Source organism: Streptomyces sp. V4I2 (assembly GCF_030817655.1).
Classification (GTDB): domain Bacteria; phylum Actinomycetota; class Actinomycetes; order Streptomycetales; family Streptomycetaceae; genus Streptomyces; species Streptomyces plumbiresistens.
Genome location: NZ_JAUSZM010000003.1, coordinates 3,716,442 through 3,730,909, shown reverse-complemented (window position 1 = coordinate 3,730,909; position 14,468 = coordinate 3,716,442). Strand labels below are relative to the sequence as shown.

Below are 14,468 nucleotides of genomic sequence, written 5' to 3'. Positions count from 1 at the left end.
GCGGCCACCTCAGGCGTCAGCCCGACTCACCTCACGCCCACCGCACTCCACGCCGCGGCCACCGCCCCGTACTCCGCGCTCCCCGCCCCGTACAGATCCTTCGCCGCGCTCAGCGTCGCCGTCCGCGCACCGGCGTAGTCCGTCGACGACGTCATGTAGACGGTCAACGCCCGGTACCAGATCGCGCCCAGCTTGGCCCGCCCGATCCCGGTGACCGAAGAACCGTCGCAGGTCGGCGAGTTGTGGCTGACGCCGTTCACCGTCTTGGCGCCGCTGCCCTCCGCCAGCAGGTACGCGAAGTGGTTGGCGACCCCCGACGAGTAGTGGACGTCGAGGTCGCCCACCGCCGGGGTCCAGCAGTCCGCGGAGGCGCCGTCCTTGGACGGCTTGTCCATGTAGCGCAGGGCGTCGCGTCCGAAGCCGGAGCGGACGATCTTCTCGCCGATCAGGTAATCGCCCGGATCCGACGCGTTGTCGGCGTAGAACTCCACCAGCGTGCCGAAGATGTCGGACGTGGCCTCGTTCAGGCCGCCGGACTCGCCGGAGTACGTCAGCGCCGCCGTTTTGGAGGTGACGCCGTGCGACATCTCGTGGCCCGCCACGTCGAGGGAGACCAGCGGGCCGAGCTGCGTGCCGTCACCGTCCCCGTATGTCATGCAGAAGCAACTGTCGTCCCAGAAGGCGTTGTTGTACCGGGTGCCGTAGTGCACGCGGTTGTACGAGCCCTTGCCGTCGCCCGCGATGCCGTTGCGGCCGTGGACGTTCTTGTAGTAGTCCCAGGTCACGTCCGTGCCGTACTGCGCGTCCACCGCCGCCGAGGCGCGGTCGGCGTCCGTGCCGGTGCCCCAGTGGTTGTCGGCGTCGGTGAAGACCGTCGAGGGGGCCCGGCTCAGGCAGATGCCCAGGACGCACAGGTCGTTCTGGTTCGCCGCGTCGCCGGTGTACGTGTTCCCGCGCGTCGCGTCCTTCAGCTGGTACGTCGATCCCGACTGCGTCGTCTCCAGCGGAACCGTGCCGCCGTACAGGGACTTGCCGTCGCCCGACGCCGTCTCGAGGGTGTCCCAGGCGTCGATCTGGGTGCCTGTGGCGGCGTCCGTCAGGATCGTCCGGGCGGTCGGGTTGCCGAGGGAGTCCTGCGCCACGGCGTTCGTCTGCCAGGCCAGCTTCGGGGCGCCGTGCAGGGCGTCGACGACGAGCTGCGGCTTGGCGGTGATGCTCCGCAGGGTTTCGCCGAGGTGGGCGGCGCGCAGCGCGTTCACCGCGAGGTCGGCGGCCTTCGGGGCGGACAGCTTCGGGGTGACGCTCGCGAGCGAGACCGTGCTCCTGGTGGCGCGGTCGGCGCCGCGGTAGCCGCCGTCGGGCGACAGGTGGACCACGAAGTCGCCGCCCAGGATGGGGATGTGGCGGTACGTGCGGTCGTAGCGGACGTGCTGCGTGCCGTCCGCGTCCACCACGACGTCCCGGACGGTCGTGTCCTGTGCGGCGGTGAGCCCCAGCGCCGCGGCCCGGTCCGCGAGCACCGACGCCGCGTTCTCGATCGCGGAGGCCCGGCTCGGCCGGTCGGCCGCGCCGGCGGCGGGGGAGAGCGCGGCGGCCAGCAGGATGGCGGTGGTGGCGGCAGCGCCGGCGGTGGTGAGACGACGGGAACCTCGGACGTACGGCCGTATCCGGCTCATCGGTCTCCTCGGGAAGGCGCCCGAAAGGGCGTTAAGGGGCGCGCGGAACGTGGGGGTGGCGCGGATCTTGACCAAGATTTAAGTGGCCATGACATGTCATGTCTATGGCGCGGATGCGCAGGTGTGTGAGAGGAGAGAATCGTTTCTGTGAGCGCCCCGAAACTGCCCTTCTTCGTCTACGGCACCCTCCGCCCCGGCGAGCCCAACCACGACCGCTTCCTGCGCGGACGTATCCGCGCCGAGGAACCGGGCCGGCTCACCGGCGCGATGCTGTACGAAGGGCCGGGCTATCCCTACGCCGTGGAGGAGTACGCGGACGACCGCGGGGGAGTGGTGCGCGGCGAAGTCGTTACCGCACTCCCCGAGGCGTACGGGGAGTTGCTGGTCGCGCTGGACCGGCTGGAGGAGTACACGCCGGGAGACCCGCGCAGCCTCTACGAACGCGTGGCGCGCGAGGTGACCCTCGACGGCGGCGGGCGCACCGTCCGGGCCTGGGTGTACGTCGCCGCACCCTCCGTGGCCGCCCGCCTGCGCGCCCGCGGGAAGCCCATCGGGAGCGGCGACTGGCTGGTGCGGGGCTGAACCGAGCCGTGCGGGCTAGGTGAGCCTCACCAGCGCCATTGACGGGGCATCGGCCAGCCGCACCCGCAGGCCGCCCCCGCTCCCCTCCCACTGCGCCGACGCCACGCCGGCGGAATGCAGGACCTCGACCTTCAGCTCCTCGGCCCCTGCCAAGTGCCGTACGGAGAGCACCCGTTCGGCCTCCCCGCCCCTGCGCCACACCATCACGTACGTCGCCCCCTGCACCGGCGCCCGCACCCCCAGAGCCACCCACTCGTCGGTCCACCCCGGCAGCCCGAGCGGCCAGAAGGACACGGCCGACCGCAGATCCCCGCGGATCTCCTTGTACGTCCGCACGGCCTCCCGCACCAGCTCCAGCTGACGTTCCGTCATGCGGTCGAGGTGCCCGGAGAGATGGATCCGCCCGAGCATCGCCGTACCGAGCGTGAAGGCGATCCCGGCATCGCTGAACTCCGGCTGCGGATACGCCCACACCGCCCCCTGCTCCGGCGGTACGACCGTCGGGGCGGCGGCCGCGATCGGTGGGTAGCCGACCGGGTCCTGCTGGTCGGACGTGGACTGGAGCTGGGTGACCGACAGCGACGCGCCGTCCATGCGCATGCCGCCGGACGCGCAGTTCTCGATCACCAGGTCCGGGTGGCGGTCCAGAACGGCGGAGATCCACTCCCGCCACGCCCGCGTGTGCGCCAGCAGCCCCGGTGCCGACGTCGTGATGTTGTAGTCCAGCTTCAGATAGCCCACACCCCAGTCGCCGACGATCCGGTCGACCGTCTCGTCCAGGTGCGCGCGGGCCGCCGGATGGGTCAGGTCCAGCTGGTGGCGGCCCTGTTCGGTGACCCGGCCGCCGTCGTCGTGGCGCAGGAAGGCGGCGGCGGGCAACACGTCGGCCACCGGGCTCCGCACCCCCACCACCTCCGGTTCCAGCCACAGCCCCGGCACCATCCCGCGTTCGCGGATCCGGTCCAGCACCTCCCCGATGCCCCCGGGGAAGCGGCGCGCGGACGCCTGCCACGCGCCGACGCTGTCCCACCAGCCGCCGTCCGCCGTGTCGTCGTACCAGCCGGCGTCCACGCAGAAGTACTCCGCGCCCGCCCGGGCCGCCGCGTCGACCAGCGGCAGCAGCTTCTCGGTCGTGGGGTCGCCCATCAGGGTGTTCATGTAGTCGTTGAAGACGACCGGGAGGTGTTCGTGGTCCGGATGCGGACGGCGGATGCGGCGGCGGTACGACGTCAGCGCGGCGAGCGCCCCGTCGAAGCCGTCCCCGAGCGCCACCGCCGCGTACTCCGAGGCGAACTCCTCGCCAGGAGCGAGCACTTGGCGCCAGCCGTGGTCGTCGTACGTCGGCCCGCCCAGCCCGATGTACGTCCGCCGGGCCGGAGCCTCGCCCGCGTCCCAGCCCCACCCGGCCGCCGACTCGACCTGCCACAGCCAGCAGCGCCCGTCACCGCGGTCGGTGAGCGCGCCCATCGCCAGATGCCCGTCGGTCGGCCAGCTGCCCCGGCCGGTCAGCCGCAGGGCCGCGCGGGCGTCGTGCTCGTGGACGCTGCGGTTGATGTCCGGTACGGCGTCCCGCAGCGGCTCGGTGTACCAACGGCACTCGGCGAGCCAGTCGTTGCGCGCGCGGTGCGCGTCGAGGACGTCGGGGGAGGGCAGCCCGCCGAGCAGCAGACTGCCGACGGCACGTACGGTCAGCGGCTCCCGTCCGTCGTTGCGCAGCCGGACCCGGGAGCGCAGCACCGGCACTGAGTCGGGCGAGGAGTACTCGGCGAAGACGGTCAACCCGCTTGTAGGATCCCGCAGTTCGACCGTGAGGCGGTGCCAGCCGTCGCCGTACGTGGCGTGGTGGGCCCGGTACACCAGCCGCGGCCCGAGCGCGGTACCCCGGAACCGCGGGCCCGACCACCCCGTGCCCGCGCCGGACAGTGTCACGTCGACGAGCGGGAGGTCTCCCGGCGGCGCCTCGGGGTCACCGGGCCGTGTCACCCGCAGCAGCCGAGGAGTGGTCTCGTCGAGGTCGAAGTCGACGGTGAGCGCGGAATGGCCCCAGCGGTGGCCGTGGTTGTGCGTCATGGCCTCCTCACCTGCCCGGCCGGAGGATCACGGCAACGTCATCCTGATGTTGCGTATGTCACACACAACCTCCTCATTCCGCAGTATGAAACTTCAATCAATCTTGGCAATGATCGCCGCATGAACGAGCGGAAGGCGGTTACCCGCGCGGCGGACCTGGCGAGTCTCGTCCCTGCCCCGGCCGCCCTCAGCGTGCCCGGTGACGTCCTCGTCGGTGCGACGGCGGCCGGACGCCCACTCGGTCTGCGGACGGCCGGAGTGATGGCCTCGTCCGTGTGCCTCTACTGGGCCGGTATGGCGCTCAACGACTACGCGGACGCCGCCGTCGACTCGGTGGAGCGGCCCGAACGCCCCATACCCTCCGGCCGGGTGCCGCGCCGGACCGCCCTGTCCGTCGCCACCGGTCTGACCGCCGCCGGCCTCGGCCTCGCCACCCTCTCGGGCGGCCGGCGCGGCCTCGCCGCCGCCCTGCCGCTGACCGCGCTGGTGTGGGCGTACGACCTGAAACTGAAGTCGACCCCGGCGGGACCGGCGGCCATGGCCGGGGCGCGGGCGCTGGACGTGCTCGCGGGGGCGGTGGCGGGCGGCGGGCAGGTGCCATCGCCCGCGTCCGGCGGAGGAGCCGGCACCGCCGGAACCGCTCGCGCGCTCGGCCGCGCGGCCGTCCCCGCGCTCCTGACCGGGCTGCACACCTACACGCTCACGCTCCTCAGCCGCCACGAGATCTCCGGCGCCCCGGCGCGACTGCCCGCGGCCCCGCTCGCCGTCTCGTCGGCGACAGCGGTGGCCAGTGCCTGGCCCCTCGGGCGGTCGGCACGGTCCACATCGACACCCCGCCGGGCCGCGGCCGGTACCGCCGTCGCCGCCGCCGGAGCCCTCGCCTACCTGGGAACCTACGGCCGGGCCCAGGCGCTCGCCGTGCGCGATCCGCGTGGCGGCACGGTACGGCGGGCGGTCGGGGCCGGGATCATGGCCATGGTCCCGTTGCAGACGGCGCTCACCGCGCGCGGCGGCGCGCCCGCTGCCGCCGCCCTCCTCGGCGCCGTACATCCCCTGGCGCTGCGGCTGGCCAGACGGGTGTCGCCGACATGAGCCTCAGATTCGGCTACGGCACCAACGGGTTCGCCCACCACCGGCTGACCGACGCGCTCGGCGTCCTCGCGGACCTGGGCTACGACGGCGTCGCCCTCACCCTCGACCACCACCACCTCGATCCGTACGCCAGGGACCTGGGCCGGCAAGTCGCGATGGTGGGGCAGGAGTTGGCGCGCGAAGGGCTCGACGTCACCGTCGAGACCGGGGCGCCGTACTTCCTCGACGCCTGGGCCAAGCACCAGCCGACGCTGATGTCCTCGGAACCGGAACGGCGGATCGACCTGCTGCGGCGCGCCGTGCGCATCGCGGCCGAACTGGGCTCGCCCACCGTCCACCTGGGCAGCGGCCCGGCCCCGGACGGGGTGTCCGAGACGGCGGTGTGGCAGCGCCTCGCGGCGGGCGTCGGGGCGGTGCTGGAGACGGCCGAGGCGTACGGGGTCGCCCTGGCCTTCGAGCCGCAGCCGTACATGTTCGTCGACACCGTCGAACGGTGTCTGCGACTGCGCCGACTGGTCGGCGGACACGAACTGTTCGGCATCACCCTGGACATCGGGCACGCCCACTGCGTGGAGGAACGGCCGCTGCTGGAGTGCGTGCGGCTCGCCGCGCCGTACCTGCTGAACGTGCAGATCGAGGACATGGTGCGCGGCGTCCACCGGCACCTGGAGTTCGGCGTGGGCGACATCGACTTCCCGCCGGTGCTGGCGGCGCTGCACACCCTCGGACACGAGGGCCTGGTGTCCGTCGAGATCCAGGGCGGTTCCCTGGACGCCCCCGAGGTCGCCCGTCGCTCGATCGATTTCCTGCGCGCGGCCGAGGCCGGACTACTCGCCTCCTGAGGCTCCCCGAAGACCCAGGAGCCCCCCACTCACAGAGGTTCGACCATGCACGACCTCCCCCTCACCGTTCCTAATCAGTGAGCAGGAGTGGGTCTTGGACCCATACCTGGTCACTGCGGACACCCCGAACGGTTGTGGGTGTCCTGGTCGCCCGCGTACTCGCCGCGTCCGGCGGCACGGATCGTGTCCGTGGTCCGGGGATGCGGGGGCGGGGTCCCTCACGCCCGGGGGCACGCCGGTCGGCCTGGACGGTCCGATGCCCGTGCACATCACTCTGGTGTGCACGGGGCGGTGTCGTCCTCCCCCAGTGCCTTAAGGGCCTGGGAGGTGCCCCCAGCCGGATCGGGTGTCCCTGGGCGCGTCGTCCGATCGCGATGCCGGCCGCATCGTGCCGGGTGGTTTTACGGGTGGGGCCGGCCATCGGCTTTTGCCAGTGCTGGGCGCCCCACTTGCTGGTGTAGGCCGGGTCCACGGCGATGATCGCGATATCTGTGGCGTCGGCCATGGAGGTCAGCCGGGCGCGGAGCTTGCCGGTCGGCATGCCGGAGATGAGCTGCCGGAATCGGCGCTTGCGCCCGTGCTTCTCTCTGGTTTTCTCGGCCTGGAAGCCGAGGTCTTCGACCGCGATGGCCTTGACGCCGCAGGTCTTGGCCCAGTTCAGCAGCCGTGTGAGGGCGTGCCGTACCTGGGCGTCGCGGTGCTGGGCGTTGCCGGACAGGTCGTAGAAGAACCGGCGCGGCCGGCCGATCGGGTCCGTCCATCTGTCCGGGCCTGCCGCGACGGAGGGCGAGATCGTGCTCGTCGCCGCGCACAACCTGCCGCCGTCGGTGCAGAACGGCACCGCCGTCATCCCCGTCGGCAAGGGCATGGCCGGAACCGCCGCCGAGCGCCGGGCACCCGTCGCCGTCGCCGTCTCCGACTTCCAGACCGACACCACAGGGGTCGCTGTCCCCGGAGGCCGCGCCGCGCGGGCGAAGGGCTCTCTCACGCTCCCCGTCTTCGATCCGGCGGACGACACCCGGCTGCTCGCGGTGGTCGGCCTCGGCTTCACGGAAACACGTGAGTTCACCGAGGCGGAGATCGCGGCCTACGGGGCGGACGCGGCGACGGTCCTCAAGGCCGTGTAACGGGATTCACCCGCGTACGGTCTCCAGCCGTACCGCGCACGCCTTGAACTCCGGCATGCGGGAGGTCGGGTCGAGGGCCGGGTTGGTGAGGGTGTTGGCGCGGCCCTCACCGGCCCAGTGGAAGGGCATGAAGACGGTGTCGGGGCGGATCGCGGTCGTGATCCGCGCCGGCGCCACCGCCCGGCCCCGCCGGGAGACCACGGCCACCGGGTCGCCCTCGGCCGCGCCGAGCCGCTCCGCCAGCCGCGGGTGCAGCTCCACGAAGGGGCCAGGGGCGGCGGCGTTCAGCTCGTCGACGCGGCGGGTCTGGGCGCCGGACTGGTACTGCGCCACGACCCGCCCGGTCGTCAGCAGCACCGGGTACTCGTCATCGGGCTCCTCGGCGATGGCCCGGTGCGCGACGGCAACGAACCGGGCCCGGCCGTCCGGGGTCGCGAAGCGGTCGAGGAAGAGGCGGGGGATGCCGGGGTGCACGGCGGCGGCGAGGTCGTCGTCCTGCTCCTGCGCCGGGTCGTCGGCTCCGCGGGCATCCAGGGAGGCGTCCTCGGAGTCGTCGGTCTCGGCCGCCGGGCACGGCCAGAACACCCCGTTCTCCTCCGCGAGCCTGCGGTAGGTGATCCCGGAGTAGTCGGCCGGCCCGCCCGCGCTCGCCCGGCGCAGCTCCTCGAAGACCTCCTCGGGGTCGGTCGGGAAGCCCTTCTCCACGCCGAGCCGGGCAGCCAGCTCGTGCATCACTTCCAGGTCGCTGCGGATGCCCTCGGGCGGGGTGATCGCCTGCTTGCGCAGCAGCACCCTGCCCTCCAGGTTGGTCATGGTGCCCGTCTCCTCGGCCCACTGCGTGACCGGCAGGACGACGTCCGCGAGGGCGGCCGTCTCCGACAGCACGACATCGCACACCGCGAGGAAGTCCAGCGACCTGATGCGCTCCTCGATGTGGGCGGCGCGCGGCGCCGACACCACCGGGTTCGAGGCCATCAGCAGCAGCGACTTGATGTCCGTACCCAGCGCGTCCAGCAGCTCGTACGCACTGCGCCCCGGCCCGGGAAGGCTGTCGGGGTCCACGCCCCACACCTCGGCGACATGCCGGCGGGCCGCCGGGTCGTCCAGCTTGCGGTAGCCGGGCAGCTGGTCGGCCTTCTGGCCGTGTTCACGCCCGCCCTGCCCGTTGCCCTGCCCGGTCAGACAGCCGTACCCGGACAGCGGGCGCCCCGCGCGGCCGGTCGCCAGGCACAGGTTGATCCAGGCGCCCACCGTGTCGGTGCCCTTGGACTGCTGCTCGGGCCCGCGGGCGGTGAGCACCATCGCCGACTCGGGCTCGCAGAACATCCGCACGGTCTCGCGGAGCTGCGGAACGGACACCCCCGTGATCCGTTCCACGTACTCCGGCCAGTGCGCCATGGCCGCGGCTCGCGCCTCCTCCCAGCCGGTGGTCCGCTCGCGGACGTACTCCTCGTCGACCCGCCCCTCGGCGACGACCAGGTGCAGCAGCCCGAGCGCCAGCGCCAGGTCCGTCCCCGGCCGGGGCGCCAGGTGCAGGTCCGCCTGCTCGGCGGTCTTCGTGCGGCGCGGGTCGATGACGATCAGGGTGCCGCCGTTCTCCCGCAGCTCGTTGAAGAACCTCAGGGACGGCGGCATGGTCTCCGCGAGATTGGACCCCACGAGGATCACGCAGCCCGTCTTCGGGATGTCCTCCAGCGGGAAGGGCAGACCGCGGTCCAGGCCGAAGGCCTTGATGCCGGCCGCCGCCGCGGACGACATGCAGAAGCGCCCGTTGTAGTCGATCTGGGAGGTGCGGAGCACCACGCGCGCGAACTTGCCCAGCGTGTACGCCTTCTCGTTGGTCAGGCCGCCCCCGCCGAAGACCCCGCACGCGTCCGGACCATGTTCCGTACGCGTGCGGGACAGCCCCTCGGCGATCCGGTCCAGTGCCTCGTCCCAGGAGGCGGGCACGAGCGTGCCCTCGGAGCGCACCAACGGGGAGGTCAGCCGCACCCCGGACGAGAGCACCGCGGGCGCGGTACGGCCCTTGCCGCACAGCGCGCCCCGGTTCACCGGGAAATCCGCGCGCTCGCTCACTTCGACGGTCCCCTCCGGGGTGGCCGTCAGGTTCATCCCGCACTGCAGGGCGCAGTACGGGCAGTGCGTGGGCGTCGCGGTGTTCTGCATGCCTCTCAGCGTGCTTCCGCCGTGTTACGCGGACGGGGGCTCCCTGTTACGCGCCCGGCACGGCGACCTCCCCGCCGCCTCCCCGCCGCCGTGAGGCGCGTCGTCACCGACCGCCGGCGAGCGCGTCGGTGACCCCCGGTTCCCTCGGCCCGAGGAAGCGCGGATCCGGCTCGAACACCGCGTCCAGGACCGCCTTCCCCGCCGCGACGATCTCCCGGGCACCCCCGTAGTACCAGGTCACGTCGTGCACCGCGTCGACCCCGACGCCGTACGACGTGACCCCCGCCGCCTGGCACAGCGCGACCGCCCGCCGGATGTGGAAGCCCTGGCTGATCAGCACGGCCCGGTCCACGCCGAAGATCTTCTTCGCCCGGACGCAGGAGTCCCAGGTGTCGAAGCCGGCGTAGTCACTGACGATCCGCCCGTCGGGCACCCCGTGTCGCGTGAGATACGTGCGCATCGCGTCCGGCTCGTCGTAGTCCTCGCGGCTGTTGTCACCGGTGACCAGGACGACCTCGATCCGGTTCTCGCGGTACAGCTTCGCCGCCGCGTCCAGCCGGTGGGCCAGATACGGCGACGGCTCCCCGTCCCACAGACCGGCCCCGAACACGACGGCGACCTCGGTGCGCGGCACGTCCGCCGCCGTCCGCAGCCGGTCGCCCGTCACGGCGTACATCCAGGTCGCGGGCAGCAGCGCCAGCACGCACCCGGCCATCACGGCCTGCACCAGCCGCCGCTGCCCGGCACGGGTGCGCGGCAGACGCGGCGTGCGCAGCTGTCTGAGCAGCGGCCCGAGCAGCTGTCTGCGCGGCCTCGGCAGTCGCATCGGACGGTCCCTCCCCGGTCGGCTTTCGACAGTCAGAGACGTCCTGTAAGGCCCCCCCGGTTCGCCCGCACCCACGTGACCAGCTTCACTCTGGCCTGGGAAACCGCAGGTCACAAGACCTCACACACCCCCTGCACCCCACCGTGAACCCCCCGAAAACACCCGTCATTCCCGTGCAACGGGGTGGCAACCTCCCGCCGCCACCATCGGTTCATGACGGCGACGAGCAAGACGAGCAAGTCGAACGTTCCTCGTGAGAAGACTCCGCGTGAGAAGACCACGACCCTCCCCGTCGGAGCCCTGCCGCTTCCGGGGGCCGACCTCGACAGTACGGCGCACATCATGAACCGGATCAGCAGCCAGCTCGCCACCCAGCTCGGCCTCGTCTCCCTCGACGGCCGCCGACGCCCCGAGCCGCCCGCGCTCGTCCTGGTCGCCCACGGCAGCCGCGACCCGCGCACGCTGAGCACGGTCCACACGCTCATCGAGCGCGTCCGCGAGCTGCGCCCCGGTCTGCCCGTGCGCCTCGGCCACATCGAGCTGAACGAGCCCCTGCTCCCCGACACGCTCGCCTCCCTCGGCACCGGCGAGGCCGTCCTCGTACCGCTGCTCCTCAGCCGCGGCTACCACGTCAAGCGCGACATCCCCGAGATGGCCGCCGCCGCCCGGGCACACACGCGCGTGGCCGCCCCGCTCGGCCCGCACCCCCTCCTCGTCGAGACCCTGCACGCCCGCCTCGTCGAGGCCGGCTGGCGCACCCGCATGGACGACACCACCCGCCGCTCCAGCGCGGTCGTCCTCGCCGCGGCCGGCTCCCGCGACCCGGAGGCGGCGATCGACACGGGCCGCACGGCCCACCTCCTCGCGAAGCGCCTGGGCGTACCGGTGCTCCCGGCCTACGCCTCCGCCGCCACCCCGACGGTCGACACGGCGATCCGCGCCCTCGCAGCCCGAGGCCGCGACCGAGTGGCGGTGGCCTCCTACTTCACGGCCCCGGGCCTCTTCGCCACCCAGTGCGCGGAAGCGGCCCCCTGGATAGCCGCAGCTCCCCTCGGTACTCACCCCGCGATGGCCCGTCTCGTCCTCCACCGCTACGACCAGTCCCTGGCAACGGCGATGACAACGGAACCGGCACTGGCCTCGGCTTAGGAACGCCGGCGAGGGCTGACGCCCCTAGGGGCGCGGGGCTGTGTCGATGTGCGGCTCCGCCGCGTGGGCGCGACCAGCCCAAGACAACCCGCACCCGCGACACAACAGACCCCGGCAGACGCACAGGCGCAGCCCCAATTGTCACCACCTGCCCTTACTGTCGAGACATGGAAGGCACCGACCCCGCACACAAGAACCACATCCCACCCCCCGGCTACGACCCGACGTCAGTCGACCGCTGGGCCACCGAACCGGACAAACGCCCAGGTCGCACCGCCTTCCAACGCGACCGAGCCCGCGTACTCCACTCCTCCGCGCTCAGAAGACTCGCCGGCAAGACCCAAGTGGTAACGCCCGGCACACGCAGCCAGGTCTGGGACGCCAGCCCTCGCACCCGCCTCACCCACTCCCTGGAGTGCGCCCAGGTGGGCCGCGAACTCGGCGCAGCCCTCGGGTGCGACCCCGACCTGGTGGAGGCCGCCTGCCTCTCCCACGACCTCGGCCACCCCCCGTTCGGCCACAACGGCGAAGTGGCACTGAACGAGTTCGCCGACGACTGCGGCGGCTTCGAGGGCAACGCCCAGTCGCTGAGGCTCCTGACCCGCATCGAGCCCAAGCGCTTCACCGCCGAAGGCTCCGTCGGCCTCAACCTCACCCGGGCCACGTTGGACGCCGCCACCAAGTACCCCTGGCCCCGAGGCGCCCACCCCGCCGACCCGAAGTCCCCGAAGTTCGGCGTCTACGATGACGACCGCCCCGTCTTCGACTGGGTCCGCAAGGGTGCCCCCGGCACCCGCACCACCTTCGAGGCCCAGGTCATGGACTGGTCCGACGACGTCGCGTACTCCGTGCACGACGTCGAGGACGGCCTGCACGCCGGCCACATCGACCCCAACTGCCTGCACGCCGAACCGGAACGCCGGGCGGTCTTCGCGGTCGCCATCGGCCGGTACGTCCCCGAGGACACCGACCCCGCCGAACTCGCCGAGGCCCTCGACCGCCTCCAGGACCAGGAGTGGTGGCCGCACGGCTACGACGGCTCGGCCGTCGCCCAGGCCCGCCTCAAGGACGCCACCAGCCAGCTCATCGGCCGCTTCTGCCTCGCCGCCGAGGCCGCCACACGGGCGGCGTACGGCACCGGGCGGCTCACCCGCTACACCGCCGAACTGGTCGTGCCCCACGAGATCCGCCTCGAGTGCGCGGTCCTCAAGGCGGTCGCCGACCGGTACGTCATGCAGCGCGCCGAGCAGGAGAGGCTCCGCGCCGACCAGCGGATCGTGGTCGCCGAGCTGGCCGAGGCGCTCACCGTCCGCGCGCCGGACGGCCTGGACCCCCAGTTCCGCGCCCTGTTCGACCGGGCGTCCGACGACCGCGCGCGCAAGCGGGTGATCGTCGACCAGATCGCGTCCCTGACCGACGCCTCGGCCCGTTCGCTTCACGCACACCTGACGGGGCACCTTTGAGACTGCCGAGGTAGGAGTGATGTGAAACAAGCCCGAACGTGACCCTCCGTGGCCTGAACGGGGCACTCCCTCTTCCCGCATCACGCTGCGTGCGGGACGCTCGCATGTGGCGGCACCCTTACGAGGAGGCATCAAGTGGTCGACGCGGATCAGACATTCGTCATCGTCGGTGGCGGTCTCGCCGGCGCGAAGGCGGCCGAGACGCTCCGAGCGGAGGGCTTCACCGGCCGCGTGATACTGATCTGCGACGAACGCGACCACCCGTACGAGCGCCCGCCCCTGTCCAAGGGCTACCTCCTCGGCAAAGAGGAGCGCGACAGCGTCTTCGTGCACGAACCGGCCTGGTACGCGCGCAACGACATCGAGCTGCACCTCGGCCAGACGGTGGACGCCGTCGACCGCACCGCGAAGACGGTCCGCTTCGGCGAGGACGGCACCGTCGTCCGCTACGACAAGCTGCTTCTGGCCACCGGCGCCGAGCCGCGCCGCCTGGACATCCCGGGTACCGGCCTCGCGGGCGTCCACCATCTGCGGCGCCTCGCCCACGCCGAGCGCCTCAAGGGCGTGCTGGCCGCCCTCGGCCGGGACAACGGCCACATCGTGATCGCCGGCGCCGGGTGGATCGGCCTGGAGGTCGCGGCGGCGGCCCGCGAGTACGGCGCCGAGGTCACCGTCGTCGAGCACAACCAGACTCCGCTGCACGCGGCCCTCGGCCCCGAGCTCGGCAACCTCTTCGCCGAGCTGCACCGCGAGCACGGCGTCCGCTTCCACTTCGGCGCCCGGCTGACCGAGATCGTCGGCCAGGACGGCGTGGTCCTCGCGGCCCGCACCGACGACGGCGAGGAGCACCCCGCGCACGACGTCCTCGCGGCGGTCGGAGCGGCCCCCCGCGTCGGTCTCGCGGAGGCGGCGGGCCTGCGGATCGCCGAGCGCGCGCACGGCGGCGGCGTGGTGGTCGACGAACAGCTGCGCACCTCCGACCCCGACATCTACGCGGCCGGCGACGTGGCCTCCTTCCACCACGCCCTCTACGGCGCCCGGCTGCGCGTCGAGCACTGGGCCAACGCCCTGAACGGCGGTCCGGCGGCGGCCCGCGCGATGCTCGGCCGCGAGCTCACCTACGACCGGGTGCCCTACTTCTTCTCCGACCAGTACGACATGGGGATGGAGTACAGCGGCTGGGCGCCCCCGGGGTCCTACGACGAAGTGGTGATCCGGGGAGACGCGGGAAAGCGTGAGTTCATCGCCTTCTGGGTGAAGGAGAACCGGGTGCTGGCCGGGATGAACGTGAACGTGTGGGACGTCACAGAGCCCATCCAGCAGCTGATTCGTACCAAGGCTCAGGTGGACACCGAGGCGCTCGCGGACCCGCACGTTCCGCTGGACAGCCTGGCCTCATGACCTGACGAGTGCGATCGACTGTCACACCGCACCCGTGCTGCAATTCCCGGGGGACGCTGTATCCCATAGCCGCT

Annotated in this window: 11 protein-coding genes and 1 pseudogene; 7 read left to right on the top strand and 5 right to left on the bottom strand. The window is 72.4% G+C overall.

Annotation, left to right across the window (positions count from 1 at the left end; translation table 11 throughout):
* Positions 1–26: 26 nt before the first annotated feature.
* Complete coding sequence (locus QFZ76_RS17765; protein WP_307674661.1) at positions 27–1,676, bottom strand: M4 family metallopeptidase; 1,650 nt, start codon at positions 1,674–1,676, stop codon at positions 27–29.
* Positions 1,677–1,823: 147 nt separating this feature from the next.
* Between QFZ76_RS17765 and QFZ76_RS17760 the strand changes: the two genes are divergently transcribed.
* Complete coding sequence (locus QFZ76_RS17760) at positions 1,824–2,258, top strand: gamma-glutamylcyclotransferase family protein (protein ID WP_307674660.1); 435 nt, start codon at positions 1,824–1,826, stop codon at positions 2,256–2,258.
* Positions 2,259–2,273: 15 nt separating this feature from the next.
* On the opposite strand, the gene QFZ76_RS17755 is transcribed toward QFZ76_RS17760, so the two are convergent.
* The gene (locus QFZ76_RS17755) at positions 2,274–4,328 is read right to left on the bottom strand and encodes a glycoside hydrolase family 36 protein (RefSeq protein WP_307674659.1); all 2,055 of its coding nucleotides are present in this window, start codon (positions 4,326–4,328) and stop codon (positions 2,274–2,276) included.
* Positions 4,329–4,448: 120 nt separating this feature from the next.
* On the opposite strand from QFZ76_RS17755, the gene QFZ76_RS17750 reads away from it, so the two are divergent.
* Both QFZ76_RS17750 and QFZ76_RS17745 read left to right on the top strand, forming a co-directional pair.
* Entirely contained in the window at positions 4,449–5,420 is a 972-nt protein-coding gene (locus QFZ76_RS17750; protein ID WP_307674658.1) for an SCO3242 family prenyltransferase, read from the top strand.
* Complete coding sequence (locus QFZ76_RS17745; RefSeq protein ID WP_307674657.1) at positions 5,417–6,262, top strand: sugar phosphate isomerase/epimerase; 846 nt, start codon at positions 5,417–5,419, stop codon at positions 6,260–6,262. The genes QFZ76_RS17750 and QFZ76_RS17745 overlap by 4 nt, the downstream gene beginning before the upstream one ends.
* A 70-nt stretch (positions 6,263–6,332) precedes the next feature.
* On the opposite strand, the pseudogene QFZ76_RS17740 reads toward QFZ76_RS17745, so the two are convergent.
* A pseudogene (locus QFZ76_RS17740) lies at positions 6,333–7,016 on the bottom strand (IS200/IS605 family accessory protein TnpB-related protein); the annotation flags it as partial.
* A 73-nt stretch (positions 7,017–7,089) separates the two neighbouring features.
* Here QFZ76_RS17740 and QFZ76_RS17735 point away from each other — a divergent pair.
* Positions 7,090–7,389, top strand: a complete 300-nt coding sequence (locus QFZ76_RS17735; protein ID WP_307674656.1) for a GAF domain-containing protein — start codon at positions 7,090–7,092, stop codon at positions 7,387–7,389.
* 6 nt (positions 7,390–7,395) lie between these two features.
* Here QFZ76_RS17735 and QFZ76_RS17730 read toward each other — a convergent pair whose 3' ends face one another.
* Together QFZ76_RS17730 and QFZ76_RS17725 are read right to left on the bottom strand one after the other, a co-directional pair.
* Positions 7,396–9,555: a molybdopterin oxidoreductase family protein gene (locus QFZ76_RS17730; RefSeq protein WP_307674655.1), complete on the bottom strand. Its 2,160-nt coding sequence runs from the start codon at positions 9,553–9,555 to the stop codon at positions 7,396–7,398.
* 103 nt (positions 9,556–9,658) lie between these two features.
* Positions 9,659–10,381 carry a vancomycin high temperature exclusion protein gene (locus QFZ76_RS17725; protein WP_307674654.1) on the bottom strand — a complete coding sequence of 241 codons (723 nt, stop codon included), beginning with the start codon at positions 10,379–10,381 and terminating at the stop codon, positions 9,659–9,661.
* Positions 10,382–10,723: 342 nt separating this feature from the next.
* Here QFZ76_RS17725 and QFZ76_RS17720 point away from each other — a divergent pair, with 342 nt between their 5' ends.
* The 3 genes from QFZ76_RS17720 to QFZ76_RS17710 all read left to right on the top strand — a co-directional run bounded on the left by QFZ76_RS17720 (position 10,724) and on the right by QFZ76_RS17710 (position 14,394).
* The gene (locus QFZ76_RS17720; protein ID WP_307680045.1) at positions 10,724–11,530 is read left to right on the top strand and encodes a sirohydrochlorin chelatase; all 807 of its coding nucleotides are present in this window, start codon (positions 10,724–10,726) and stop codon (positions 11,528–11,530) included.
* A gap of 167 nt (positions 11,531–11,697) precedes the next feature.
* A complete protein-coding gene (locus QFZ76_RS17715; protein WP_307674653.1) occupies positions 11,698–12,993 on the top strand; it encodes a deoxyguanosinetriphosphate triphosphohydrolase in 1,296 nt (431 codons plus the stop codon).
* Between the two features lie 135 nt (positions 12,994–13,128).
* Positions 13,129–14,394, top strand: coding sequence for an NAD(P)/FAD-dependent oxidoreductase (locus QFZ76_RS17710; protein WP_307674652.1), 1,266 nt, complete (start codon positions 13,129–13,131; stop codon positions 14,392–14,394).
* Positions 14,395–14,468 lie beyond the last annotated feature (74 nt).

Excerpts from the sequence above, each read along its gene's own strand:
- QFZ76_RS17765 (WP_307674661.1), bottom strand. The coding sequence starts at position 1,676 with ATGAGCCGGATACGGCCGTACGTCCGAGGTTCCCGTCGTCTCACCACC.
- QFZ76_RS17755 (WP_307674659.1), bottom strand. The coding sequence starts at position 4,328 with ATGACGCACAACCACGGCCACCGCTGGGGCCATTCCGCGCTCACCGTC.
- QFZ76_RS17750 (WP_307674658.1), top strand. The coding sequence starts at position 4,449 with ATGAACGAGCGGAAGGCGGTTACCCGCGCGGCGGACCTGGCGAGTCTC.
- QFZ76_RS17745 (WP_307674657.1), top strand. The coding sequence starts at position 5,417 with ATGAGCCTCAGATTCGGCTACGGCACCAACGGGTTCGCCCACCACCGG.
- QFZ76_RS17730 (WP_307674655.1), bottom strand. The coding sequence starts at position 9,555 with ATGCAGAACACCGCGACGCCCACGCACTGCCCGTACTGCGCCCTGCAG.
- QFZ76_RS17725 (WP_307674654.1), bottom strand. The coding sequence starts at position 10,381 with ATGCGACTGCCGAGGCCGCGCAGACAGCTGCTCGGGCCGCTGCTCAGA.
- QFZ76_RS17720 (WP_307680045.1), top strand. The coding sequence starts at position 10,724 with ATGAACCGGATCAGCAGCCAGCTCGCCACCCAGCTCGGCCTCGTCTCC.
- QFZ76_RS17715 (WP_307674653.1), top strand. The coding sequence starts at position 11,698 with ATGGAAGGCACCGACCCCGCACACAAGAACCACATCCCACCCCCCGGC.